Source organism: Delftia sp. RIT313 (genome assembly GCF_000632165.1).
GTDB lineage: Bacteria > Pseudomonadota > Gammaproteobacteria > Burkholderiales > Burkholderiaceae_C > Comamonas > Comamonas acidovorans.
This window is the reverse complement of the sequence record NZ_JFYT01000002.1, coordinates 14,889-39,496: the sequence shown is the minus strand read 5'-3', so window position 1 is coordinate 39,496 and position 24,608 is coordinate 14,889. Positions and strand designations below refer to the sequence as shown.

Annotated in this window: 20 protein-coding genes and 1 tRNA gene; 12 read left to right on the top strand and 9 right to left on the bottom strand. The window is 66.6% G+C overall.

Annotated elements, in window-relative coordinates; translation table 11 throughout:
* Nucleotides 1–192: 192 nt before the first annotated feature.
* Nucleotides 193–411 carry a DUF3820 family protein gene (locus tag BW39_RS01995; RefSeq protein ID WP_043819365.1) on the top strand — a complete coding sequence of 73 codons (219 nt, stop codon included), beginning with the start codon at nucleotides 193–195 and terminating at the stop codon, nucleotides 409–411.
* A gap of 66 nt (nucleotides 412–477) precedes the next feature.
* Here BW39_RS01995 and BW39_RS01990 read toward each other — a convergent pair whose 3' ends face one another.
* From BW39_RS01990 to mfd, 4 genes are all read right to left on the bottom strand, one after another.
* Nucleotides 478–1,041, bottom strand: coding sequence for a hypothetical protein (locus tag BW39_RS01990; protein WP_043819363.1), 564 nt, complete (start codon nucleotides 1,039–1,041; stop codon nucleotides 478–480).
* Between the two features lie 307 nt (nucleotides 1,042–1,348).
* A complete protein-coding gene (gene serB, locus BW39_RS01985) occupies nucleotides 1,349–2,062 on the bottom strand; it encodes a phosphoserine phosphatase SerB (RefSeq protein WP_016445267.1) in 714 nt (237 codons plus the stop codon).
* Nucleotides 2,063–2,141: 79 nt separating this feature from the next.
* Complete coding sequence (locus BW39_RS01980) at nucleotides 2,142–2,807, bottom strand: hypothetical protein (RefSeq protein WP_043819362.1); 666 nt, start codon at nucleotides 2,805–2,807, stop codon at nucleotides 2,142–2,144.
* A 17-nt stretch (nucleotides 2,808–2,824) separates the two neighbouring features.
* Complete coding sequence (gene mfd / locus BW39_RS01975; protein ID WP_034391890.1) at nucleotides 2,825–6,319, bottom strand: transcription-repair coupling factor; 3,495 nt, start codon at nucleotides 6,317–6,319, stop codon at nucleotides 2,825–2,827.
* Nucleotides 6,320–6,480: 161 nt separating this feature from the next.
* On the opposite strand from mfd, the gene ispD reads away from it, so the two are divergent.
* Together ispD and ispF are read left to right on the top strand one after the other, a co-directional pair.
* Nucleotides 6,481–7,311, top strand: coding sequence for a 2-C-methyl-D-erythritol 4-phosphate cytidylyltransferase (gene ispD, locus BW39_RS01970; RefSeq protein WP_043819361.1), 831 nt, complete (start codon nucleotides 6,481–6,483; stop codon nucleotides 7,309–7,311).
* 16 nt (nucleotides 7,312–7,327) lie between these two features.
* Entirely contained in the window at nucleotides 7,328–7,807 is a 480-nt protein-coding gene (gene ispF / locus BW39_RS01965) for a 2-C-methyl-D-erythritol 2,4-cyclodiphosphate synthase (protein WP_013803157.1), read from the top strand.
* A gap of 102 nt (nucleotides 7,808–7,909) precedes the next feature.
* On the opposite strand, the gene BW39_RS01960 is transcribed toward ispF, so the two are convergent.
* Nucleotides 7,910–9,412, bottom strand: a complete 1,503-nt coding sequence (locus BW39_RS01960) for an ATP-binding protein (RefSeq protein ID WP_012204699.1) — start codon at nucleotides 9,410–9,412, stop codon at nucleotides 7,910–7,912.
* Nucleotides 9,413–9,655: 243 nt separating this feature from the next.
* On the bottom strand, nucleotides 9,656–10,393 hold the full coding sequence (gene ompR / locus BW39_RS01955; RefSeq protein WP_017404718.1) for an osmolarity response regulator transcription factor OmpR: 738 nt from the start codon (nucleotides 10,391–10,393) through the stop codon (nucleotides 9,656–9,658).
* A gap of 305 nt (nucleotides 10,394–10,698) precedes the next feature.
* Here ompR and BW39_RS01950 point away from each other — a divergent pair, with 305 nt between their 5' ends.
* Complete coding sequence (locus tag BW39_RS01950) at nucleotides 10,699–11,445, top strand: SIMPL domain-containing protein (RefSeq protein WP_043819357.1); 747 nt, start codon at nucleotides 10,699–10,701, stop codon at nucleotides 11,443–11,445.
* A gap of 72 nt (nucleotides 11,446–11,517) precedes the next feature.
* On the opposite strand, the gene BW39_RS01945 is transcribed toward BW39_RS01950, so the two are convergent.
* Nucleotides 11,518–12,312 (bottom strand): 3-hydroxybutyrate dehydrogenase, encoded by a 795-nt coding sequence (locus BW39_RS01945; protein ID WP_012204702.1) that lies wholly within the window; start codon nucleotides 12,310–12,312, stop codon nucleotides 11,518–11,520.
* Between the two features lie 69 nt (nucleotides 12,313–12,381).
* Here BW39_RS01945 and BW39_RS01940 point away from each other — a divergent pair, with 69 nt between their 5' ends.
* The 3 genes from BW39_RS01940 (at nucleotide 12,382) to BW39_RS01930 (ending at nucleotide 15,779) form a co-directional block, all read left to right on the top strand.
* Nucleotides 12,382–13,389, top strand: a complete 1,008-nt coding sequence (locus BW39_RS01940; RefSeq protein WP_200871497.1) for an alpha/beta fold hydrolase — start codon at nucleotides 12,382–12,384, stop codon at nucleotides 13,387–13,389.
* Nucleotides 13,386–15,635 carry a RelA/SpoT family protein gene (locus BW39_RS01935; protein ID WP_013803154.1) on the top strand — a complete coding sequence of 750 codons (2,250 nt, stop codon included), beginning with the start codon at nucleotides 13,386–13,388 and terminating at the stop codon, nucleotides 15,633–15,635. The genes BW39_RS01940 and BW39_RS01935 overlap by 4 nt, the downstream gene beginning before the upstream one ends.
* A gap of 67 nt (nucleotides 15,636–15,702) precedes the next feature.
* A tRNA-Val gene (locus tag BW39_RS01930) sits at nucleotides 15,703–15,779 on the top strand.
* 146 nt (nucleotides 15,780–15,925) lie between these two features.
* On the opposite strand, the gene speG is transcribed toward BW39_RS01930, so the two are convergent.
* Both speG and BW39_RS01920 read right to left on the bottom strand, forming a co-directional pair.
* On the bottom strand, nucleotides 15,926–16,456 hold the full coding sequence (gene speG / locus BW39_RS01925; protein WP_016445275.1) for a spermidine N1-acetyltransferase: 531 nt from the start codon (nucleotides 16,454–16,456) through the stop codon (nucleotides 15,926–15,928).
* A gap of 4 nt (nucleotides 16,457–16,460) precedes the next feature.
* Nucleotides 16,461–17,141: a TetR/AcrR family transcriptional regulator gene (locus tag BW39_RS01920; RefSeq protein ID WP_013803152.1), complete on the bottom strand. Its 681-nt coding sequence runs from the start codon at nucleotides 17,139–17,141 to the stop codon at nucleotides 16,461–16,463.
* Nucleotides 17,142–17,465: 324 nt separating this feature from the next.
* Here BW39_RS01920 and BW39_RS01915 point away from each other — a divergent pair, with 324 nt between their 5' ends.
* From BW39_RS01915 to BW39_RS01895, 5 genes are all read left to right on the top strand, one after another.
* Nucleotides 17,466–18,833 (top strand): NAD(P)-dependent oxidoreductase, encoded by a 1,368-nt coding sequence (locus BW39_RS01915; protein WP_043819353.1) that lies wholly within the window; start codon nucleotides 17,466–17,468, stop codon nucleotides 18,831–18,833.
* A gap of 34 nt (nucleotides 18,834–18,867) precedes the next feature.
* Nucleotides 18,868–20,187, top strand: coding sequence for an NAD-dependent dihydropyrimidine dehydrogenase subunit PreA (gene preA / locus BW39_RS01910; RefSeq protein ID WP_013803150.1), 1,320 nt, complete (start codon nucleotides 18,868–18,870; stop codon nucleotides 20,185–20,187).
* A gap of 132 nt (nucleotides 20,188–20,319) precedes the next feature.
* The gene (locus tag BW39_RS01905; RefSeq protein WP_013803149.1) at nucleotides 20,320–21,813 is read left to right on the top strand and encodes an NCS1 family nucleobase:cation symporter-1; all 1,494 of its coding nucleotides are present in this window, start codon (nucleotides 20,320–20,322) and stop codon (nucleotides 21,811–21,813) included.
* Nucleotides 21,814–21,843: 30 nt separating this feature from the next.
* Nucleotides 21,844–23,304, top strand: coding sequence for a dihydropyrimidinase (gene hydA / locus BW39_RS01900; RefSeq protein WP_043819351.1), 1,461 nt, complete (start codon nucleotides 21,844–21,846; stop codon nucleotides 23,302–23,304).
* Nucleotides 23,305–23,328: 24 nt separating this feature from the next.
* Nucleotides 23,329–24,594: a Zn-dependent hydrolase gene (locus BW39_RS01895; RefSeq protein ID WP_043819349.1), complete on the top strand. Its 1,266-nt coding sequence runs from the start codon at nucleotides 23,329–23,331 to the stop codon at nucleotides 24,592–24,594.
* The last annotated feature ends 14 nt before the right edge of the window (nucleotides 24,595–24,608 follow it).

Below are 24,608 nucleotides of genomic sequence, written 5' to 3'. Positions count from 1 at the left end.
GGAGGACTTTCTTCAACGGGTTGCAAAAACGCCGCAGGCCCGGTGGAGTGGTTCTGTGTCGGGCGGTACGGCAGGCAGGCGCATAGTCTAGTGCGGCGCCAGCGGCCGCAATGAACAATTTTGCTATTTGGTTATAAGGCTGTGGCTTTTTATGCAGATTCTTGCGATGCCGCAGCGCGTACCATCGCCGCCATGGACTCCGAAATGCTGCAAAAGCTGGTGCAGGTGCAAATGCCCTATGGCAAGTACAAGGGCCGGCTGATCGCCGACCTGCCCGGCAACTATCTGAACTGGTTCGCACGCGAAGGCTTCCCCAAGGGAGAGCTGGGCCAGTTGTTGGCGCTGATGCAGGAACTGGACCACAACGGACTGTCGCACCTGCTGCAGCCGCTGCGCGCCGGGCCGGGCTGAAACGGCCGCCCTATAAAGCAAAAGGCCGCGACGGGCGCGGCCTTTTCGGGGAAAAACGCAGGCGGTTTACTTGGCGGCAGCGCGGGCGGCTTCTGCCTTGGCCTTGGCTTCGTCGGCCTTGCGCTGCAGCTCGGCTGCCTCGGTTTCAGCGGCCTTGGCCTTGGCTTCGGCTTCCTTGGCGGCCGCATCCTTTTCAGGGGTCATGGCGCCAGCCAGCGCATTGCCGGCCATGGAGCCTGCAACGGCGCCCACGGCAGCGGCGCCCAGCGTGCCCATCATGCCGGAGCCGCGTGCTGCGGGAGCGGCAGCCGCGCCAGGTGCAGCAGCAGCGGGGGCGGCCCCAGCCGCAGGTGCCGCAGCGGGGGCTGCCCCAGCGGTCGGGGCTGCAGGCGCGGCTGGTGCGGCGGGGGTGGACGGAGTCGCTGCCTTGCTGGCGGTGGGTGCCGCAGGCGCTGCGGGCTGAGCGGGGGCCTTGCCGATCGACGCCGGGCGCACGGACTTGCCGCCGCTGCCCATGCGCTTGGCCTGGGCCAGCGTGGGCACGGTCAGCGATGCAATGGCCAGGGCGATCACGGAGGCAGTGGCGCGGAACGAAGTCTTCACGGAGTTTTTTCCAATCATGGTGGTCATGTACACGGTCGGCGCAGGCGGGCCCGCGCCGTTCGGCGCGCCACAGGCTGCCCATATGCGGGCAAGCCTGCGGCCTTGTGTGTCACATGGGGATGGGGGAGGAGATTCCAAGCACCGGCGCGCGGATGCGCCGGCGTGCAGCCTGCTGTTGTAGGTGGGCCACCCGGCGCTGGGGCGGTGGCCTATGGGGCTGCGTGATGCATTGTAGAAAAGACTGGGGCTTGCCGGAAAAGCAAGCCCACAGAACATTCTCAGCTATTGATTGCGGAGCGGCGCAGCGGCCTGCGCCCGCCGCTGCCACCCGTTTTCAGCGCAGGACTTCCAGCAGGCGGTCCAGGCCGCCTTCGGTGATGGAGACCTTGGCTTCGTTGCGCACGCGCGGCTTGGCGTGGTAGGCCACGGACAGGCCTGCGACCTGCATCATGGGAATGTCGTTGCTGCCGTCGCCCACGGCGATGCACTGGTCGGGGCGAATGCCCAGCAGCGAGGCGACTTCCAGCAGGGTGCGGCGCTTTTCGGCGCCGTCGCAGATGTCGCCCCAGGGCTGCTCGATCAGGCCGCCGGTCAGCGCGCCGTCACGCATCTCCAGCACGTTGGCACGCACGAAGTCGATGCCCAGCATGCCGCGCACATGTTCGGCAAAGTAGGTGAAGCCGCCCGAGACCAGCAGCACCTTCAGGCCCGCGGCCTGGGCTGCGCGCACCAGGGTTTCGGCGCCCGGGGAGAGCTTCAGGCGCTCGGCCAGCACGCGGGCCATGTCGGCCTCGGTCACGCCGACGAGCTTGCCCACGCGCTGGCGCAGGCTGTCCTTGAAGTCGGTGATCTCGCCGCGCATGGTGGCTTCGGTGATGGCCGCGACCTCTGCCTTCTTGCCGGTGGCGTCGGCGATCTCGTCGATGCACTCGATGGTGATCAGCGTCGAGTCCATGTCGAACGCGATGAGCTTGTAGTCGGCCAGCTTCAGTGGCGGCTGGATGCCGCGGATCAGCAGTCCGGGCGCGAATTCGGTGACATCGGTCATGGGTGGGGCAGCAAAAAGGGGACGGGCCGCCGGGCTGGCGGGAAACAGGCGCAAATCATATCCAGTGGCGGGCCTGCCGTCAGGCTGCGGGCGGCTGGCGCAGGTAGATGGCGTCCGACCAGGTGGCCAGCCATTGGGGGCGAAACACCACGAAGATGGCGGTGACCATGCCGGTGACCACGGCATCTCCCCAGGCCATGAGCCAGCGCGCGATGCGCGACAGATCCTCGTTGACGCCGGGCAGGGCGTGGCCCGCCGCCTGGGCCAGCAGGGCCGAGATGAAAACGCACAGCACCGTGCCCGCAAAGCCGCGCGCGAGGATGTAGACAAAGATCTGGTGCGGCAGCCAGCGCCGCAGCGCCGCGCCCCAGAGCATGGCCAGCGTGGCCGGCACGATGCCCTGCCAGACCGAGATGCCCAGCGCATCGCCCCAGCCCAGGGCCGGCGACAGCAGGGCCGCCAGGCCACCCACAACGAGCAGCAGCGGCACGGACAGCGGCCAGCCCAGCATGAGCACCACCAGCGGCGCCGAGGACCACTGCAATTGCAGCGGCATGCGATGCAGCGTGGGCAGGGCCCAGATCCAGGGCAGCAGCACGAGCACGCCCAGCAGCGGCGTGACCAGGGGCGAGGCAACGCGGTCCTGCGGGCCGCCCGGACCAGTGCGGCCGGCCAGCATGCGCCAGGGGCGCAGCCACAGCGCGGTGGCCAGGGCCAGCAGGGCGATGCTCGCTTCGAGGAACATGGCTGGAACGACGCGTTCTATGCGGGCTGGGCCGCCTTCGCTTCCACCAGCGGCTGGCCCAGGCTGCGCAGCACGTCGCGCACCATCTGGGCGCGGTCCTTGGGGTTGTCCAGGGCACGCTCGATGCGCAGCTTCTCGTTGCCGGCCAGCTTGATGTGCTTGTTCTTCTGGATGAGGTGGATGATGGCCATCGGGTCCACGGGCGGCTGGGGCTTGAAGGTGATGTTGATGACGCCGGGCGCCGCATCCACCTTGACCACGCCGTAGGGCTGCGACAGCACGCGCAGGCGGTGCACGTCGATCAGCGTCTGCGCCTGGGGCGGCAGCTTGCCGAAGCGGTCCACGATTTCTTCGAGCAGGGTGTCGATCTGGTCGCTGGTGCGTGCCGTGGCCAGTTTCTTGTAGAAGGACAGGCGCAGGTGCACGTCGCCGCAGTAGTCGTTGGGCAGCAGGGCCGGCGCGTGCAGGTTGATGTCGGTGGAGGCCGACAGCGGGCTGAGCAGGTCGGGCTCCTTGCCGGCCTTGAGGCTGCGCACCGCCTCGGACAGCATCTCGTTGTAGAGCTGGAAGCCCACCTCCATCATGTTGCCGCTCTGGTTCTCGCCCAGCACCTCGCCGGCGCCGCGGATCTCCAGGTCGTGCATGGCCAGGTAGAAGCCCGAGCCCAGTTCCTCCATCTGCTGGATGGCCTCCAGCCGCTGCTGGGCCTGTTTGGTCAGGCTGTCCAGGTCGGGCACCATCAGGTAGGCATAGGCCTGGTGGTGGCTGCGGCCCACGCGGCCGCGCAACTGGTGCAGCTGGGCCAGGCCGAACTTGTCGGCGCGGCTGATGAGGATGGTGTTGGAGCTGGGCACGTCGATGCCGGTCTCGATGATGGTCGAGCACAGCAATATGTTGTAGCGCTGGGCCACGAAGTCGCGCATCACGCGTTCGAGCTCGCGCTCGGGCATCTGGCCGTGGGCCACGGCAATGCGTGCCTCGGGCAGGATTTCCTCGAGCTTTTGCTTGCGGTTCTCGATGGTCTCGACCTCGTTGTGCAGGAAGTAGCACTGGCCGCCGCGCTTGAGCTCGCGCAGCACGGCCTCGCGGATCACGCCCGTGCCCTCGTTGCGCACAAAGGTCTTGATGGCCAGGCGCCGCTGGGGCGCGGTGGCGATGACGGACAGGTCGCGCAAGCCTTCCAGCGCCATGCCCATGGTGCGCGGGATGGGCGTGGCCGTCAGCGTGAGCACGTCCACCTCGGCGCGCATGGCCTTCATGGCTTCCTTGTGGCGCACGCCGAAGCGGTGCTCCTCGTCGATGATCAGCAGGCCCAGGTTCTTGAACTGTGTGGACTCCGACAGCAGCTTGTGCGTGCCCACGACGATGTCCACCGAGCCGTCGGCAATGCCCTTGACAGCCGCCGTGATCTCCTTGCCCGAGCGAAAGCGCGAGACTTCGGCCACCTTGATCGGCCACTTGGAGAAGCGGTCCACCAGGGTCTGGTAGTGCTGCTCGGCCAGCAGCGTGGTGGGCGCGAGGAAGGCCACCTGCTTGCCGCCCGTGATGGCCACGAAGGCCGCGCGCAGCGCCACCTCGGTCTTGCCGAAGCCCACGTCGCCGCAGACCAGGCGGTCCATGGGCTGGGGGCTGATCATGTCCTGGATCACGGCGTGGATGGCAGCGCGCTGGTCCGCCGTTTCCTCGAAGCCGAAGTCGTTGGCGAACTGCTCGTAGTCCTGGGGCGAGTAGCGGAAGGCATGGCCCTGGCGTGCGGCGCGGCGCGCATAGATGTTCAGCAGCTCGGCTGCCGAGTCGCGCACCTGCTCGGCCGCCTTGCGCTTGGCCTTTTCCCACTGCGTGCCGCCGAGCTTGTGCAGCGGCGCGTCCTCCGGCGAGACGCCCGTGTAGCGGCTGATCAGCTGCAACTGGCTGACGGGCACGTAGAGCACGGCGTTGCCCGCGTACTCCAGGTGAAGGAACTCCTGCACGGCCGGCGTGCCGTCAGGGTTCTTCTGGCCCATGTCCATGTTGACCAGGCCCTGGTAGCGGCCGATGCCATGGTCCGAATGCACCACGGGGTCGCCCACCTTGAGTTCGGACAGGTCCTTGATCAGCGCCTCCACATCGCTGACCTGCTCCTGGCGGCGGCGCCTGCGGCCCGTGGGGCTGGTGGCGAACAGCTCCGTCTCGGTGACGAAGTCCAGGCCTTCCTCCACCCAGGCAAAACCGTTCATCAGGCCGGCCGTGGCAATGCCCACCTTCTCGCCCGCATCGCCCTGGAACTCGGCCAGCGAGTCGAAGACCGGCGGGTTCACGCCCGAGGCGCGGAAGAAGTCCAGCAGGCTTTCGCGCCGGCCATCGGACTCGGCCAGCAGCAGGATGCGGTGGGCGCTGCTGGCAATGTGCCTTTGCAGGCGCGCCAGCGGGTCTTCCGCGCCGCGCACCACGGACAGGTCCTCCAGCTTCTGGAAGATGGCGCTGTCGGCCACGTCCTCGGTGCCGGGGCGCAGCGCGAGCTGGGCGTGCTCCTTGGCGCGCGTGTAGAACTGGTCGGCGGACAGGAACAGCACCTCGGGCGGCAGGGCCGGGCGCTCGGGGTCGCCCTGCACCAGGCGGAAGCGCTCCTTGGTGTCCTGCCAAAAGCGCTGGAAGGCCGGCTCCAGGTCGCCATGCATCACCACGGTGGCATCGGCGCCCAGGTAGTCGAACACGGTGGCCGTTTCGTCGAAGAACAGCGGCAGGTAGTACTCGATGCCGGCCGTGGCAATGCCTTGGCCCATGTCCTTGTAGATGCGGCTGCGCGTGGGATCGCCCTCCAGCAGCTCGCGCCAGCGCTGGCGGAACTTGGCGCGCGCGTCCTCGTCCATGGGGAACTCGCGGCCGGGCAGCAGGCGCACCTCGGGCACGGGGTAGAGGCTGCGCTGGGTGTCGGGATCGAAGGTGCGGATGGAGTCGATCTCGTCGTCGAACAGATCCACGCGGTAGGGCTGCAGCGAGCCCATGGGAAACAGGTCGATCAGGCCGCCGCGCACCGCGTACTCGCCGTGGCTGACCACCTGGGAGACATGCTGGTAGCCGGCCAGCGTCAGCTGGGCCTTGAGTTTGGCCTCGTCCAGTTTCTGGCCGCTCTTGAACTCGAAGGTGTAGCCGGCCAGGAAGGAGGGCGGCGCCAGCCGGTACAGCGCCGTGGTGGCGGGCACCAGCACCACGTCGGCGCCATGCTCCTTGTCGCGCTGGTTGATGCGCCACAGCGTGGCCAGGCGCTCGCTGATCAGGTCCTGGTGGGGAGAGAAGCTGTCGTAGGGCAGGGTCTCCCAGTCGGGGAACAGCGCGCAGCGCAGGCCCGGGGCGAAGAAGGCCATCTCGTCGATCAGCCGCTGGGCATCCGAGGCGTCGGCCGTGACGATGGCCGTCACCCGGCCAGCAGCCTTCTCGCGCTCGCCCAGGCGGGCCAGCAGCAGGGCGTCGGCGCTGCCCACAGGGCGGGGCAGGGTGAAGCGTTTTCCGGGAGTGAGCTTGGGCAGTTCCATGGTGCTTGGACGTGGGCGCCGCAGCGCCTGGGCGAAGTAACGACAAAACCCCTCGGCACGCGCAGAGGGGTATCGAACCATTTTAGCCAGCACGCATGACGGCCATGCAGGCATGCCCGCATGTCCATGGTGGCGCATGGCCGTCACTACAATGCGCCACCATGACAGATCTGCTTGCGGCGGCTGCGCCCGCATCCCTGGAGCCGGCCCGCCTGTGGGCCTTGATCCCCTGTGCGGGCACGGGCTCGCGCGCCATCGCGCCCGATGCGCCTGCGCCTGAACTGCCCAAGCAATACCACCTGGTGGCCGGTGCGCCCATGGTGGCGCACACACTGGCCGCCTTTGCGGGCACAGCGCGCGTGCACCACACTCTGGTGGTGATCGCGCCTGGCGATGATTTCTGGCGCCAGGGCCTGCCGGGCCCGTCGCCCACGCGCTACTCCACGGCGGCCTGCGGCGGCGCCACGCGGGCCGAATCCGTGACCAACGGCCTGAAGGAGCTGCTGGCGCGCGGAGCGAGTGCGCACGACTGGGTGCTGGTGCACGACGCCGCGCGCTGCCTGGTGACGCCCGAACTGATCGATGCCCTGATCGACGCCTGCGAGCACGATGCCGTGGGCGGCCTGCTGGCGCACAAGCTGCCCGACACGCTCAAGACGGCCGTGACCGGGCCTGGCGGGGTGCGCGTGGCGGGCACGGTGGACCGCAGCGACAAATGGCTGGCGCAGACGCCGCAGATGTTTCGCATCGCGCCGCTGCTTGACGCCCTGGAACACGCGGGATCGGCCGTGACCGACGAGGCCAGCGCCATGGAGGCCGTGGGCCAGCGCCCGCGCCTGGTGCCCGGCGGCGCGCAGAACTTCAAGGTCACCTATCCCGACGACTTTGCGCTGGCTGCCGCCGTGCTGTCGCAGCGCGCGCATGGCGCGACGCTGGAACGCTACCGGGGCAAGCGCGACCAGCCGCAGGCGTCGGGCAATCCGTTTTTCTGAACCTGGAATGTTTCACATGAATTTTCGTATTGGCGAGGGCTGGGACGTGCATGCCCTGGTGCCCGGGCGCAAGCTGATCCTGGGCGGCATCGAGGTGCCGCATGAACTGGGCCTGCTGGGCCACTCCGATGCCGACGTGCTGCTGCACGCCATCACCGACGCGCTGCTGGGCGGCGCGGCGCTGGGCGACATCGGCCGGCATTTCCCCGACACCGACCCAGAATTCCGTGGCGCCGATTCGCTGGTGCTGCTGGTGGAAGCTGCGCGCCGCGTGCGCGCCACGGGCCTGGAGATTGGCAACATCGACAGCACCATCATTGCCCAGGCTCCCAAGCTGGCGCCGCACATTCCTGCCATGCGCGAGCGCATCGCCACGGCGCTGGGCCTGGCGCTGGACCAGGTCAACGTCAAGGCCAAGACGGCCGAGAAGCTCGGGCCCGTGGGCCAGCAACAGGCCATGGAGGCGCGCGCCGCCGCCTTGCTGTTCCGCGCCTGACCAGCGGGGTGCCATCCCCATGCAAAAGGCCCCGGCGATCGGTCAATGATCGCCGGGGCCTTTGTGTCTGCCGAACGTATCTGACGAACGCGCGCTGCGGGCTCAGTCCTCTCCGTCCAGGGCGCCGTCCTGCGCACGCGGAGGCAACTGGCGCTTGATCTGCGGGCGCTGCAGACGCTGCTCGGGCTCGGCACCCTTGGCCACGCCCGAGGCACGCTGCAACTGCACATGTGCAACCAGCCCGCCCGTGGAGGAGTTGGACAGCGCAAACACGCCGCCCATGCGCTGCACCGTCTTGTCCACGATGGACAGGCCCAGGCCCGCGCCCGCTGCGGCCGTGCGCGCGGAGTCGCCGCGGAAGAAGGGCTGGGTCAGGCTGGCCAGCTGCTCGGGCGGCACGCCACGGCCATGGTCGCGGATGCGAATTACGACCCAGCTTTCGCGCTCCGATGCCGTCACGTCCACATGCGTGGTTTCGGTCTCGGGCGTCTTGCCGTAGCGGCGTGCGTTCTCGAAAAGGTTGGAGATCACGCGCGCCAGTTCCACCTCGTCGGCCAGCACATAGACGCCTTCGGGCACGGCCATGCTGATCTGCAGCTCGCGGTGGTCCTGCACCGCATAGACGCAGGAGGACACCACGGCATGCAGGTTGACCGGGTTGAGGGTCACATGGTCGGGGCGGGCATAGTCCAGGAATTTGTCGATGGTGGCGTCGAGCTGCACGATGTCGGCCACCATGTGCTCGCGCGCCACGTCGTCCACCACGCTCATCTCGGTCTCCAGCCGCAGGCGGGCGAGCGGCGTGCGCAGGTCGTGGGAGATGCCGGCCAGCATCACCGCGCGGTCCTGCTCCAGCTGGGCCAGTTTCTGCGCCATGCGGTTGAAGCCGATGTTGACCTCGCGGATCTCGCTGGTGACGGCTTCCTCGTCGAGCTGGCTGGCGTCGAAGTCGCCATCTCGCACGCGGTTGGCCGCATAGCTCAACTGTTTGAGTGGCCGGTTGATCAGGCGCGCGATGGCTGCCGCCCCCGCCAGGGACAGCAGGCCGGCCGTGATCAGCCAGATCAGCCAGGTGCGCCCGCTGGCCGGTGTGAAGCGCGAGCGGTCCATCAGCAGCCAGGTGCGGTCGCCATTGATGGTGAAGCCCACCCACAGACCCGGTTCACCATTGACGCTGCGCGCCACGATGGTGCCGTAGCCCAGGCGGCGCGTGAGCTCCTCGGTCAGGCGCTTGCCCAGCGTGCTCTGGTCCAGCAGCTCGAAGCTGTCGCCAGGCTCGCGCGGCAGAATGCGCACGCCTTCCTGGTCGGCCATGGTCTTGATCAGCGAGACACGGTTGATGGCATCCGAATGCACCAGGGCCGCGCGGCTGAGGTTGACCAGCGAGGCGATCTGCTGGGCGGTGTGCAGCGTGCGCGGCTCGAACTCGAAGGCGCGCAGCGTCTGCAGCCACGCCAGGATGCTGCCCACCAGCAACAGGGCCAGCAGGCAGAAGGTGCGCCAGAAAAGATTGAGTCCCAGCGGAGAGCGCGCAGTCATGCGCCGCTCGTAGTCGAGCGGCGCAGGGCTGGTGGCGTCGTGGGGCGGGACGGTGAAGGAACTCATGGAATGCGGTTCGTCATTCTAGGGGCCGGCTGCGAGATTACGCCTGTGCCGGCCAGCCTGCGTTACCGGTTGTCTCGGTCGACAGGGTGAGGTTTTGGCGCTGCGCATTGTCAACGGCACATAAAACGTTACGGCCCCAACCCAGGGACGCCGAGCAAGAGCCGCCTCGCGGCGAGGGCGTCGTCCCCCTCCCGCGGAGCGAGAGAGGGGGAAGGCGCGCAGCGCCTCAGGGGGTGATGCATTTCAGTTCGCGCCATCGGGTACGAACACATAGCCGACACCCCAGACCGTCTGGATATAGCGCGGTGCGGCGGCATCTTCCTCGATCAGCTTGCGCAGGCGCGAGACCTGCACGTCCAGGCTGCGGTCGAAGGGCTCGAACTCGCGGCCGCGCGCCAGCAGGGCCAGCTTCTCGCGCGACAGCGGCTGGCGCGGGTGGCGCACCAGGGCCTTGAGCATGGCGAATTCGCCCGTGGTCAGCGGCAGTTCCTCGCCGTTCTTTTGCAGCACGCGCGTGCCCAGGTCGAAGGTGAAGGGGCCGAAGCTCACCACCTCGTTGTCGCCGGAAGGCGCGCCCGGCGCTTCCTGCGGCGGGCGGCGGCGCAGCACGGCATGGATGCGCGCCAGCAGTTCGCGGGGGTTGAACGGCTTGCCCAGGTAGTCGTCGGCGCCCACTTCCAGGCCCACGATGCGGTCCACATCCTCGCCCTTGGCGGTCAGCATGATGATGGGCGTGCGGTCATTGGCCGAGCGCAGGCGGCGGCAGATGGACAGGCCATCCTCGCCGGGCATCATCAGGTCAAGCACGATCAGGTCCACTGTTTCGCGCAGCAGGATGCGGTTCAGCGCCTTGCCATCTTCGGCAATCATGATCTCGAAGCCTTCCTGCGTCAGGTAGCGGCGCAGCAGGTCGCGGATGCGCGCATCGTCATCCACCACCAGGATCTTGTCGGTGCGGTTGGTCGTAGTGGCCATGTTCATCCTCGGTCGGTCATTTGTAACAGCCGCCATTGTTACCAGCTTGGGCTGAAAAGTCTGGTCAAAACCCCGAACTTTTGCCGTGTGTTACAGATGTTGCGTTTAAATTTAGAACGGAAAATGTGTCTTTAGAATATTTAACTATGGGTTTGCCGCGTTGATGCATTTATCGTTGCAATAATGTTGTGAATGACGGGACGAATAGGCCTGAACGGCTCCACACCTGTCACCATCTGGCGGCATGCCGTAGCGAAAGGGCGGCATGCAGTTGTATCCCTGAACTACCTTTCATTTCAAAGGGTGAACGCATGAGCAAGCTTTCCAAACAGCTGTCCCGCCCCTGGGTCAAGTCCGTGGTCGCGGCCACTGCGCTGGCCTGTGCCAGCGGTGCCTGGGCGCAGAACGCCGCCTCGGCGCAGGCACAGCCGGCCAATGTGGTGCAGTTGTCTGCAGAAGGCTCGGTGGATGTGGTGCAGGACCTGCTGACCGCCACCTTGTCGGCCACGCGCGAAGGGCGCGATGCGGCCACGGTCCAGTCCCAGCTGCAGAAAGTGGTCGAGGCCGCCATGGCAGTGACCAAGCGCAGCGCCCAGTCGGGCCAGATGGATGTGAGCACCGGCAGCTTCGGCATCTATCCGCGCTATGGCAAGGACAACAAGGTGGAAGGCTGGCAGGGCCGCGCCGAGATTCTTCTGCAGGGCCGCGACTTCGCGCGCATTACGCAGACGGCGGCCCAGGTGCAGGACATGACGCTGTCGCAAGTGGGCTTCGGCCTGTCGCGCGAGGCCCGTGAAAAGGTCGAGGGCGAGGCCCAGGCCAAGGCCATCGAACAGTTCAAGCAGCGTGCCACCACGCTGTCCAAGAGCTTCGGCTTTGCCAACTACAGCCTGCGCGAGGTCAACGTGAGCAGCAGCGATACCTCGGTGCCCATGCCGCGTCCGCGCATGATGGCCATGTCCGCCAAGGCCGCCGGCGCGGAAATGGATGCCGTGTCCGTGGAAGCGGGCAAGGCGCAGGTGATGGTCCACGTTTCGGGGTCGGTGCAGATGTACTGACCGGGTGACCCATCCATGAAAAAAGGAGCGCCGTGGCGCTCCTTTTTTGGCAGTGCTCCTGTCTGGCCGCGATTACTGCGCAGCCCAGCCGCCATCCATGTTCCAGGCCACGCCGCGCACGTTGGCTGCGGCGGGCGAGCAAAAGAACACGGCCAGTTCGCCAAGCTCCTCGGGCGTGGTGAACTGCATCGAGGGTTCCTTTTCGCCCAGTAGCAGCTTCTTGGCTTCTTCGTTGCTGATGCCGTGCTGCTCGGCCTTGGCGTCCACCTGCTTTTGCACCAGCGGCGTCAGCACCCAGCCGGGGCAGATGGCGTTGCAGGTGATGCCGGAGGTGGCGTTCTCCAGGGCCGTGACCTTGGTCAGCCCGACAATGCCGTGCTTGGCCGCCACATACGCGGACTTCTGCGCCGAGCCCACGAGGCCGTGCACCGAAGCCACGTTGATGATGCGGCCCCAGCCCTTGCCGCCATCGGCCGCCTGCATCATGGGCAGGACCAGGCGCGAGGTGTGGAAGGCGCTGGACAGGTTGATGGCGATGATGGAATCCCAGCGCTCGGGCGGGAAGTCTTCCACGCGTGCCACGTGCTGGATGCCGGCATTGTTCACGAGGATGTCGATCTGGCCGAAATTGCGCACGCTGTACTGGACCATGTCCTCGATGTCTGCCACGCGGCTCATGTCGGCACCGTGGTAGGCGACCTGGGCGCCGGCGGCCTGGCCTGCGGCCAGCACTTCGGCACGGGGGCCGTCCACATCGCCGAAACCATTGAGCACGATATTGGCGCCCTGGCGGGCCAGCGCCTTCGCGATCCCGAGGCCGATTCCGCTGGTCGAACCGGTCACGAGGGCGGTCTTGCCTTTCAACATAGAGAGTCTCCGAATGAATGTACGATGCAACACAGCCATTATCGGCGCCGGCTCCGCGAATGCGTTTCCATGAATCATCCTACGCTGAACTACGTATCCTGCCCGGCAGTTGCCGGGCGTGCCTCACCCTGGAGCCGTACTGCCAGCCCGGCTGCTCAAGAGAATGCGTCGCACCGCATGGCCTATTGGGAATGGAATCGCACCGGCGATCCGAACCATCCCCATGTCGTGGTCTGCGTGCACGGCCTGTCGCGCCAGGGGCGTGACTTCGACGTGCTGGCCGAGCGGCTCAGCGAACGCGCCCGCGTGATCTGCCCCGACGTGGTCGGGCGTGGCGAAAGCGACTGGCTGCAGGATCCGGCCGCCTACCAGGTGCCTCTTTACGCAGCCGACATGCTGGCCTTGCTGGTCCAGGTGCATGCGCAGGCGCCCGTCGAACAATTGGATTGGGTGGGCACCAGCATGGGCGGGCTGATCGGCATGGCGCTTGCAGGCCAGCCGGGGCTGCCGCTGCCGGCTCCCATCCGCAGGCTGGTGCTCAACGATGTGGGGCCTGTCATCGAGTGGTCTGCCCTGGAGCGCATAGGTCAGTACCTGGGCAAGGGCGTGCATTTTGAAAATCTTGAACAGGCAGCCCATGCGCTGCTCTTGATTTCCGAAGGCTTCGGCCCACATAGCGAAGGGCAATGGTTGCGATTGACGCGACCTATGATGCGGCCGGCCGCCGATGGCGGCCTTGTCTTGCACTATGACCCTCAGATTGCAGTGTCCCTGCAGCAGATGACGCCCGAGATGGCCCAGGCCGGCGAAGCGCTGTTGTGGCAGCTGTATGACCAGATCAAGGCACGCGTCTTGCTAGTTCGTGGTGCGCAGTCCGATCTGCTGACTGCGGCCACGGCGCAGGCCATGGCGCAGCGCGGCCCGAAGGCGCATTGCGTGGAATTTGAAGGGGTGGGGCATGCGCCCACCTTCGTCGCAGCAGGGCAGGTGGCCTTGCTGTGCCGGTTCTTATGGGGAGAAGAGCGCTTGCCAAGCACCATGAATCTTGCCGAGCAGGCCAGGGAGAGTGACGAATGAAGACCGCCAGCAGCGAGGCCGCCGTGCAGGCGCCTTCGCCCGCCGCAGCCGCGCCGGGCCAGGTGCCGGCGGTGCTGCCGCACCTGATCACGGCCACGTCGCAGACCCTGCCCGAACAGGTCAACGCGCTGGCCCGCGCGCGCAGCTTTGCCGAGCCGCTGATCGCCACCGAGACCATGGAGTCCGGCGAGAACACGATGGCCCATGCCGATGCGGTGGCCGCCATCCTCAAGACCATCGGTGGCTCCGAAACGATGCAGGCGGCGATCTATCTGGTGCATGCCAGCGTGCACCTGAATCGCCCGCAGGAAGTGATCGCCAAGGCCTTTGGCGAGAACTTCGCCACCCTGGCGGTGGAAACCAACAAGCTCATGCGCGTGCAGCAGCAGGCGCGCGGCGCCGAGCTGGGCGGCCAGTATCTGGACGATGAGGCCACGCAGACCGAGAACGTGCGCAAGATGCTGCTGGGCTTCTCGCGCGATCTGCGTGTCGTGCTGCTGCGGCTGGCCTCGCGCCTGCAGACGCTGCGCTACTACGCGGCCAGCAAGCGCCCGGTCTCTCCCGGCATTGCGCGCGAGGCGCTGACGGTGTTCGCGCCGCTGGCCAACCGGCTGGGCATCTGGCAGATCAAGTGGGAACTGGAGGATCTGTCCCTGCGCTTCCTGGAGCCCGAGACCTACCGTGAAGTGGCTCGCCTGCTCGATGAAAAGCGCGTGGAGCGCGAAGCCTACATGGAGCAGATGCGGGCACGGCTGGAGGCCGATCTGCGTGCGCACAGCATCAGCGCCACGGTGCAGGGCCGGCCCAAGCACATCTACAGCATCGTCAAGAAGATGCGCGGCAAGTCGCTGAACTTCGACCAGGTCTTCGACATCCGCGCCATGCGTGTTGTCGTGCCCACGATCAAGGACTGCTACGCCACCCTGTCCTGGGTGCATGAGCAGTTCACGCCCATCGAGGCGGAATTCGACGACTACATCGCCAAGCCCAAGCCCAACGGCTACCAGTCGCTGCACACCGTGGTGCGCGACGAGACGGGCCGTGCCATCGAGATCCAGATCCGCACCCAGGCCATGCACGACCATGCCGAGCACGGCGTGGCGGCCCACTGGGCCTACAAAGAGGCGGGCACCAAGGGCTATGCGGGTGTCACGGCCAGCAGTGAATACGACGCCAAGATCGCCGTGCTGCGCCAGCTGCTGGCCTGGGGCAGCGACCTGGCGGGTGCGCACCATCGCGGCCTGTTCGAGGATCGCATCTACGTGCTCACCCCCGACGCGGCCGTCATCGAGCTGCCGCAGGGCGCAACGCCCGTGGACTTTGCCTACTCGGTGCACACCAGCCTGGGCCACCGCTGCCGCGGCGCGCGCGTGGACGGCGCCATGGTGCCCCTGAATACGCCGCTGCAAAACGGCCAGACCGTGGAAATCACCACGGTCAAGGAAGGCCGCCCCTCGCGCGACTGGCTCAACGCCGACCTGGGCTATCTGACCAGCAACCGTGCCAAGGCCAAGGTGCGTGCCTGGTTCAATGCCCAGGCCACGCACGAGACCGTGGCGCGCGGCCGGGAGGCCGTCGAGAAGCTGCTGCAGCGCGAGGGCAAGACCGCCGTCAAGCTGGAGGAGCTGGCGGTGCAGTTGGGCTTCAAGTCGGCAGATGCGCTGTTCGAGGTCGTCGGCAAGGACGAGTACTCGCTGCGCAATATCGAGACCGTGCTGCGGCCCGCCGAGGTGGAGGAAGAACCCGAGGAATTCACCCTCGTGCGCAAGGCGCGCGGCACGGACTCGCCCAAGGGCGGCGTGCTGGTCGTTGGCGTGGACTCGCTGATGACCCAGCTGGCCAAGTGCTGCAAGCCTGCGCCGCCGGACGACATCCGGGGCTTCGTCACGCGCGGCAAGGGCGTGAGCGTGCACCGCTCCGACTGCTCCAACTTCCGCGAGATGGCGGCGCGCAATTCCGAGCGCGTGATCGACGTGGCCTGGGGCCAGCCCAAGGCGGCCACCGTGGCCTCGGCCGTCTACCCGGTCGATGTGTCCGTGGAGGCAGCTGACCGGCAGGGCCTGCTGCGCGATATCTCGGAAGTCTTTGCGCGCGAAAAGACCAATGTCATTGGCGTGCAGACCCAGTCCGTCAAGGGAACGGCCTGGATGACCTTCACCGTGGAGGTGGCCGATTCGGGCCGCCTGAGCAAGGTGCTGGGCATCGTGGCCGCCGTGGCGGGCGTGCGTTCGGCGCGGCGGCGTTGAGCATGTTCAGGCATTTTTGCCTGGACGCTGAAAAAGCCGTGCTAGAATCGCTTTCTCGAACAAACACAGGCGCGTAGCTCAGCTGGTTAGAGCACCACCTTGACATGGTGGGGGTCGTTGGTTCGAGTCCAATCGCGCCTACCAATTTTCCATTGCCAGATGGAATGCAAAAAGCCTTCTGATCACTCAGAAGGCTTTTTTGTTTGGTTTTTTTGTTTGTGCGCCCGCCAATGATGGGGAGACTTGCCGGTCAAGGAGGCGGGCAGGGCCCGCGCTCCTCTGTCAGGAGGTCAGGTGCCGACCCCGGCCTGTGCCTGCAGGTAGTCGTTTTGCAGCAGGTACATGCGGATGGCGTTGCGGTACTGGCCGTTGGCGAAGAACTCGTCGATCAGCACGCCTTCCTGCACGAAGCCTATGCGCGCGTAGATGTGGATGGCCTTCTCGTTCTCCTGGTCCACATGGAGAAAGATCTTGTGCAGGTTGAGCGTCTTGAAGCCATAGTCCAGCGCCAGCCGCGTTGCCTGGGCTGCGATGCCCTGGCCTTGCTGCTCGGGGGCGATGATGATCTGGAATTCGGCGCGCCGGTGGATCAGGTCGATCTCCACCAGTTCGACGAGACCGGCGCGATCGCCCTGGTGCTCGACGATGAAGCGGCGCTCGGTCTGGTCGTGCACGTGGGCGTCATAGAGCGCGGAAAGCTCGTCGAAGGTCTCGTAAGGCTCCTCGAACCAGTAGCGCATGATGGCGGCATTGTTGTTGAGCAGATGCACGGAGCGCAGATCTTCGCGCTCCAGGGGTCTCAGGCGGATGCTGTGATTCATGCGCTCATTGTGCGAGAGCCGCGGTATCCGGCTGCAGGCCACGGATTACCAGCCGGTAGATCAGATCGGCCGCCGTGTCGTAGTCGTCGGCGGTCAGTTCCGGCCGGCCCAGCAGCAGCGCGAACTGGGCCTGCTGATCGGCATAGGCCTGGGTCACGGACCAGAGGATGAACATCAGGTGGGTGAAATCCACGCGGGCAATCTTGCCCTGCGCCACCCAGCGCTCGAAGGCCTGCACGTCTGCCGCCAGCGCCGGGCCCACCTGGCTCGCTATGGCCTGCCCGAAGCGGGGCGCACCGGCCATCACCTCGCGCGTGAAGACACGGGAGCCATGGGGCCGTTCGCGCGAGGACTGCAGCTTGGCCCGGATGTAGATGCGCAGGGCCTCCGCAGGGTCGTCGCCCCGCAGCAGGTCGGACATGCCGGCGAGCCACTGCGTCAGCACGTCGCCCAGCACGCGCAGGTACAGCTCCTCCTTGCTGGCGAAGTAGTACAGCAGGTTGTGGCGGCTCAGGCCGGCGTCGTGCGCGATCAGTTCCAGCGATGCGCCTTCGAAGCCGTATTGCGCAAAGTGAAGCTCGGCCGTCTGCAGGATGTTCAGTTCCTTGCGCAGGCGTGCAGCCGTGGGTTTGCGCGTGGCCGATCGCGCCAGGGAAGGGGGCGCATTGTCAGAAAGGGTTGCCATTGCGCAGATGGTAAGTCGGGATAAGTGGCGCCATTTTGGTGCGATTGTCTGGCATCTTTCTTGCTGACGACTTTCTGGGTGATTTTACTGATTGGTAAATTTTTTCACCCGCGTAAATTCCGTTCCACCCCCAGTGCGCCCGACAAGAGGCGTCACTCACACATGCGAGGACCACGATGAAACCTCCGAAGACTGTGTTGTTGGATCCGGGGCCGTTCAGGAGTCCTTCCTGCGGCCCGCCTTGCGTTGTCCGAGATGGCCCAGCGTGCACCTGCATGCCGCGGCCCCTTTCACGCCCTCAATCCTGACTCTGGAGGATGCACCATGGATAGCCCCGCGCAACGCGCCTGCGGCATTGCCGCCGGCCGCCTGAACCTGGCCGATTACGCGGCCAATTTCTCCGACGCCCATCCCGCGCTGAACCGTTCCCAGGCCTTGATCGAGGCCGAGCGCTGCTACTACTGCTATGACGCGCCGTGCACCACGGCCTGCCCCACCAGCATCGATGTGCCGGCCTTCATCGCCCGCATCGCCCAGGACAACGTCCGTGGCGCGGCGCGCGAGATCCTGACGGCCAATCCGCTGGGCGGCATGTGCTCCCGTGTCTGCCCCACGGAGCAGCTGTGCGAGCAGGCCTGCGTGCGCAACACCCAGGAAGACAAGCCGGTCGAAATTGGTGCATTGCAACGCTATGCGACCGATGCCTTCATGGCCTCCGATGGTGCACCGCTGTTCCAGCGTGCTGCCGCCACGGGCCGCAAGGTGGCCGTGGTCGGGGCAGGGCCTGCCGGCCTGACCTGCGCCCATCAGCTGGCGCTGCAGGGACACGAGGTGGTGCTGTTCGACGCGCGGCCCAAGCTGGGCGGGCTCAATGAATACGGCCTGGCCAGCTACAAGACTCCCGATGATTTTGCGCAAAAGGAGATCGACTGGCTGCTGTCCGTTGGCGGGATCACGCCGCGCAACAACCAGCGGCTGGGGCGAGATTTCACGCTGGATTCGCTGTTGGCGGCGCATGACGCCGTATTCCTCGGCCTGGGCCTGGCGGGCGTCAATGCGCTGGGCGCGGCCGAGCCGCAGGCCGAAGGCTTGCGCAATGCGGTGGACTTCATTGCCGACATCCGCCAGGCGGCCGACAAATCCACGGTGCCGGTGGGCCGGCGCGTGGTGGTGATCGGCGGCGGCATGACGGCGGTGGATGCATCCGTGCAGGCCCGGCTGCTGGGCGCCGACGAGGTCACCATGTTCTACCGCCGGGGCAAGGATGCGCTGTCCGCCTCCTGGGTGGAGCAGGAATGGGCGCAGACCCATGGCGTCAACCTGCGGCTGTGGGCCGCGCCCCAGGAGATCCTGGTGCAGGACGGCAAGGTCTGCGGCGTGCGCATGGCCAGCACCCGCATGGAGGGCGACAGGCTGCAGGTGACGCAGGAGGTGTTCGACGTGCCGGCCGACATGGTGCTCAAGGCCATTGGCCAGACCTATGTCGGCACGCCGGCGGGCGCGGCCATTGCCTTGCGTGACGGCCGCATCGACACCGATGACGAAGGCCGCACCAGCGTGCCGCGCGTGTGGGCCGGCGGTGACTGCCGCGCGGGTGGCCAGGACCTGACCGTACAGGCGGTGGAGCACGGCAAGGTGGCCGCGCGAGCCATGCACCAGGCGCTGACCAGCGCCGTGGCGGCCGGGGTTTGAGCGGCTGTGCCCGCGCTTTTCAAGGAGCATTGACATGGCAGACATCAGCAGCCGCTTTCTGGGCATTTCCAGCCCCAATCCGTTCTGGCTGGCCTCGGCACCGCCCACGGACAAGGAGATCAACGTCACCCGCGCATTCGAGGCCGGCTGGGGCGGCGTGGTGTGGAAGACGCTGGGCGAGGACCCGCATGTGGTCAACGTGAACGGGCCGCGCTACTCCACCCTCATGGCGCAGGACCGGCGCGTGATGGGCCTGAACAACATCGAGCTGATCACCGACCGGCCGCTGCGCACCAACCTGGAGGAGATGACCCGCGTGAAAAAGGCCTGGCCTGACCGCGCGCTGATCGCCTCGCTGATGGTGCCCTGCGTGGAGGAAAGCTGGAAACGCATCCTGCCCATGGTGGAGGACACCGGCGCCGACGGGCTGGAGCTGAACTTCGGCTGCCCGCACGGCATGAGCGAGCGCGGCATGGGCGCGGCCGTGGGCCAGGTGCCCGAGTACATCCAGATGGTCACGCAGTGGTGCAAGCAGTACAGCCGGCTGCCCGTGATCGTGAAGCTCACGCCCAACATCACCGACGTGCGCTTTCCCGCGCGGGCGGCCAAGGCCGGCGGCGCGGATGCGGTGTCCCTGATCAACACCATCAACTCGCTGATGGGCGTGAATCTGGACACCCTGGTCATGCACCCCAGCACCGACGGCCAGGGCTCGCACGGCGGCTACTGCGGCCCGGCCGTGAAACCCATCGCCCAGAACATGGTGGCCGAGATCGCGCGCGACCCGCAGACGGCGGGCCTGCCCATCTCGGGGATTGGCGGCATCACCACCTGGAAGGACGCGGCCGAATACATTGCGCTGGGATGCGGCAATGTCCAGGTGTGTACGGCGGCCATGGTCTACGGCTTTCGCATCGTGCAGGACATGTGCGACGGGCTGTCCAACTACATGGACGCGCACGGCTTTGCGCGCATCGAGGACTTCCAGGGCCGGGCCGTGCCCACGGTCAGGGACTGGAAGGACCTCAACCTCAACCACATCGACAAGGCCGTCATCAACCAGGACAGCTGCATCCAGTGCGGGCGCTGCCACGTGGCCTGCGAGGACACCTCCCACCAGGCCATCACCTTCAGCAAGGAGGGCGGTGTGCGCCGGTTCGAGGTGGATGACACCGAATGCGTGGGCTGCAACCTGTGCGTGTCCATCTGCCCCGTGCCCGAATGCATCACCATGCGCAGCCTGCAGCCGGGCGAGGTGGACCCCCGCACCGGCCAGACGGTCACCGGGGAGTATGCGAACTGGACCACGCATCCGAACAACCCCATGCGCCAGGCCGTGACGGCGCAGGGCTAGAGGGGGCATTGCGGCAGGTCGGCGCACGGCCCGCATCCGGGCCGACCTGGCACGAAATGCGCTTGATGGAAAAGGTCAGACCCTGGATCAGCAATGGATTGGTGATTTCTCTCTTCGAGAAGGAGCTTCGCAATGTCGCATGCCCCGCATTCCGGTGAGTCCACAGGCAGCCTGTGGAACCACGACCTCGCACCCACGCTGCCGAGTCAGCGCACCTGGACCTGGTACCACTTCGCCGCCCTGTGGATAGGCATGGTGATGTGCATCCCGGCATACACGCTGGCCGCCAGCATGATCACGAACGGCATGTCGTGGTCGCAGGCGGTGATGACGGTGTTCCTGGGCAATCTCATCGTGCTGATTCCCATGCTGCTCATCGGCCATGCCGGGGCCAGGTACGGCATTCCCTTTGCCGTGCTGGCCCGTGCCTCGTTCGGCACCCACGGGGCCAAGCTGCCCGCCCTGCTGCGCGCCCTGGTGGCCTGTGGCTGGTACGGCATCCAGACCTGGTTCGGCGGCATGATGATCTACACCCTGCTGGGCGTGCTGCTGGGCCATCCGCTGGAAGGCGAGAAGATCGCGGGCCTGGGCATCAATGTGGGGCAGCTGGTGTGCTTTCTGGTGTTCTGGGCGATCCAGTTCTACTTCGTGGTGCATGGCATCGAGTCCATCCGCAAGCTGGAGACCTGGACTGCGCCGCTCAAGATCCTGATCTGCTTCGTGCTGCTGGGATGGGTCTACCAGAAGGCCGGCGGCTTCGGCCCCATCATGGAGCAGCCTTCGCAGTACGCGCCGGGCGGCCCCAAGGCGGGCCAGTTCATGTCGGTGTTCTGGCCGTCGCTGACGGCCATGGTGGGCTTCTGGGCCACGCTGGCCTTGAACATTCCGGACTTCACGCGCTTTGCCAAGTCGCAGAAGGACCAGGTAGTGGGCCAGGCCATCGGCCTGCCGGTGCCCATGGGGCTGCTGGCCATGCTGGCGGTGGTGGTGACGTCGGGCACCGTGGTGATCTACGGCAAGGCCCTGTGGGACCCCGTGGATGTCGCCAGCCGCATGACGGGCGCGGCCGTGCTGATCGCGCTGATCGTGCTGCTGATCGACACCGTGAGCGTGAACCTGGCGGCCAACCTGGTCGGGCCTGCCTATGACTTCTCCGCCCTGGCGCCCAAGAAGATCAGCTACCGCGTGGGTGGCTACATGACGGTGGCCATTGCCATCGTGATGATGCCCTGGAAGATCCTGGAATCGACCGAGGGCTACATCTTCACCTGGCTGATCGGCTACTCGGCCCTGCTGGGGCCGATCGCGGGCATTCTGATGGTGGACTATTTCCTGGTGCGCAAAAAGCAGCTGGTGGTGGAAGACCTGTACAGGGAAGAGGGCGTCTACCGCTACTCCAACGGCTGGAACTGGGTGGCCGTGGCGGCCTTCGCCCTGGGCGTGGCGCCCAACCTGCCCGGCTTCCTGCACGCGGCGTTCCCCGCTGCATTCCCGAACGTGGGTGATTTCTTCAAGCATGCCTATGACTACGCATGGTTCATCGGCCTGTTCATTGCCGGCGTGGTCTACCGCATCGGCATGGCAGGCCAGGTGACCAAGGGCGCGCCCGCGCTGAGCAAGGCATAGGCCGGACCAACCAACAGGAGGCATGACGCTATGGGTCAATCACAGGGTTCGGTATGGGTGCGTGGCGGCACGGTGGTGAATGCAGACCGGCAGGAGAAGGCCGATGTGCTGTGTGTGGATGGGGCGATTGCGGCCGTGGGGCCGGATGTGGCGGCCCTGGTGCCGGCAGGGGCGCAGGTGATCGATGCCTCGGGGCAGTTCGTCATGCCCGGCGGCATCGATCCGCATACCCACATGCAACTGCCCTTCATGGGCACGGTCACGGCCGATGACTTCTACACCGGCACGGCGGCGGCGCTGGCCGGTGGCACCACCAGCATCATCGATTTCGTCATTCCCGATCCGCAGGAGCCGCTGCTGGACGCCTACCGCAAATGGCGCGGCTGGGCCGAGAAGGCTGCGGCCGACTACTCCTTCCACGTGGCAGTAACCTGGTGGAGCGACAGCGTCCATGCCGACATGGGCACGCTGGTGCGCGAGGAGGGCATCAACAGCTTCAAGCACTTCATGGCCTACAAGAACGCCATCATGTGCGACGACGAAACCCTGGTGAACAGCTTCAAGCGCGCGCTGGAGCTGGGCGCCATGCCCACGGTGCATGCCGAAAACGGCGAGCTGGTCTACCTGCTGCAGCAGGAAGTGGCCAAGATGGGCATCACCGGGCCCGAGGGCCATCCGCTGGCCCGCCCGCCCATGGTGGAGGCCGAGGCGGCCAACCGCGCCATCGCCATCGCCGGCGTGCTGGGCGTGCCCATCTACGTGGTGCACGTCAGCTGCACCGAGGCGGCGCAGGCCATTGCCGCTGCCCGAGCGCGTGGCCAGCGCGTATATGGCGAGGTGCTGGCCGGCCATCTGGTGATCGACGAAAGCGTGTACCGCGACCCTGACTTCGCCAAGGCGGCCGCCCACGTGATGAGCCCGCCCTTCCGGGCCAAGGGCCACCAGGAGGCCTTGTGGCAGGGCCTGCAGTCGGGCCAGCTGCACACCACGGCCACCGACCATTGCACCTTCTGCGCCGCGCAGAAGGCCATGGGCCGGGACAACTTCGCCAAGATCCCCAACGGCACCGGCGGCGTGGAAGAGCGCCTGGCCGTGATCTGGGATGCGGGCGTGAACACCGGCCGGCTGACGCCCAGCGAATTCGTGGCCATCACCTCGGCCAACACCGCCCGGCTGTTCAACATCTATCCGCGCAAGGGCCTGGTCGGCGTGGGCGCCGATGCCGATCTGGTCGTCTGGGACCCTGCCGCCACCCACACCCTGTCGGTCAAGACCCAGCATTCCAAGGGCGACTACAACATCTTCGAGGGGCGCACCGTGCAAGGCATGCCCAGCCACACCATCAGCCAGGGCGTGGTGGCCTATGCGCAGGGCGATCTGCGTGCCGAGATGGGCAAGGGGCGCTATATCAAGCGCCCGGCCTTCGGCCCCAACTTCGACGCGGTGCAGCGCCGCGCCGCCACGCTGCAGCCCACGGCCGTGGTGCGCTGAAGCCCGCATGACAAGGAGACCGCAATGGATACAGATACCCAAGTGAAGCAGGACATCGCGCAGCTGCGCGTCAACGGAAGCCGGCTGTGGGATTCACTCATGGAGCTGGCCCGGATCGGCGCTACGCCCAAGGGCGGCGTCTGCCGCCTGACGCTGACCGACCTGGACCGCCAGGGCCGTGATCTGGTGACCCGCTGGGCGCGCGAGGCGGGCATGACGGTGACCATCGACAAGATCGGCAACGGCTTCATGCGCCGGCCCGGGCGCGACAACAGCCTGCCGCCCATCATGACGGGCAGCCACATCGACACCCAGCCCACGGGCGGCAAGTTCGACGGCAACTACGGCGTGCTGGCGGGGCTGGAGGTGGTGCGCACGCTCAACGACCACGGCATCGAGACCGAAGCGCCCATCGAGGTGGCCTTCTGGACGAACGAGGAAGGCTCGCGCTTCGTGCCGGTGATGATGGGCTCGGGCGTGTTCGCCAAGGCCTTCACGCTGGAGCATGCCTATGCGGCCACCGACTCCGAAGGCAAGACCGTCAAGGGCGAGCTCGAGCGCATCGGCTATGTGGGCAGCCAGGAACCGGGCGACCACCCGATCGGCGCCTACTTCGAATCCCACATCGAACAGGGCCCTGTGCTGGAGGACAACGCCAGGACCATCGGCGTGGTCACCGGCGTGCTGGGCATCCGCTGGTACGACTGCATGGTCACGGGCATGGAAGCCCATGCCGGCCCCACGCCCATGGCCCTGCGCAAGGATGCGCTGCAGGCCGCCGCGCAGCTCATGCAGGAAGTGGTGGCCTGCGCCCACCGCCATCCGCCCCACGGGCGCGGCACCGTGGGCATGGTGCAGGTCCATCCCAACAGCCGCAACGTGATTCCTGGGCAGGTCAAATTCAGCATCGACCTGCGCAACGCCACCGATGCCGACTGCAAAGCCATGGACGCCGACATCCGCGCCGTGGCCGACCGCATCAGCCGGGAAACGGGCCTGCCCATAGCGATCAACCTGGTGTCCAGCTACCCCGCCCAACCCTTCCATGCCGACTGCGTGGATGCGGTGGCGCGCGCCGCCAAGGCCCTGGGCTACTCGCACATGCCCGTCGTCTCGGGCGCTGGGCATGATGCGGTCTACATGGCGCGGCTGGCACCGGCCGGCATGGTATTCATCCCCTGCAAGGACGGCATCAGCCACAACGAGATCGAGGATGCCACGCCGGCCGACATCACCGCAGGCTGCAATGTGCTGATGCACGCCATGCTGGAACGCGCCAGGGTGCTGTGATCGGAAAAACTGCG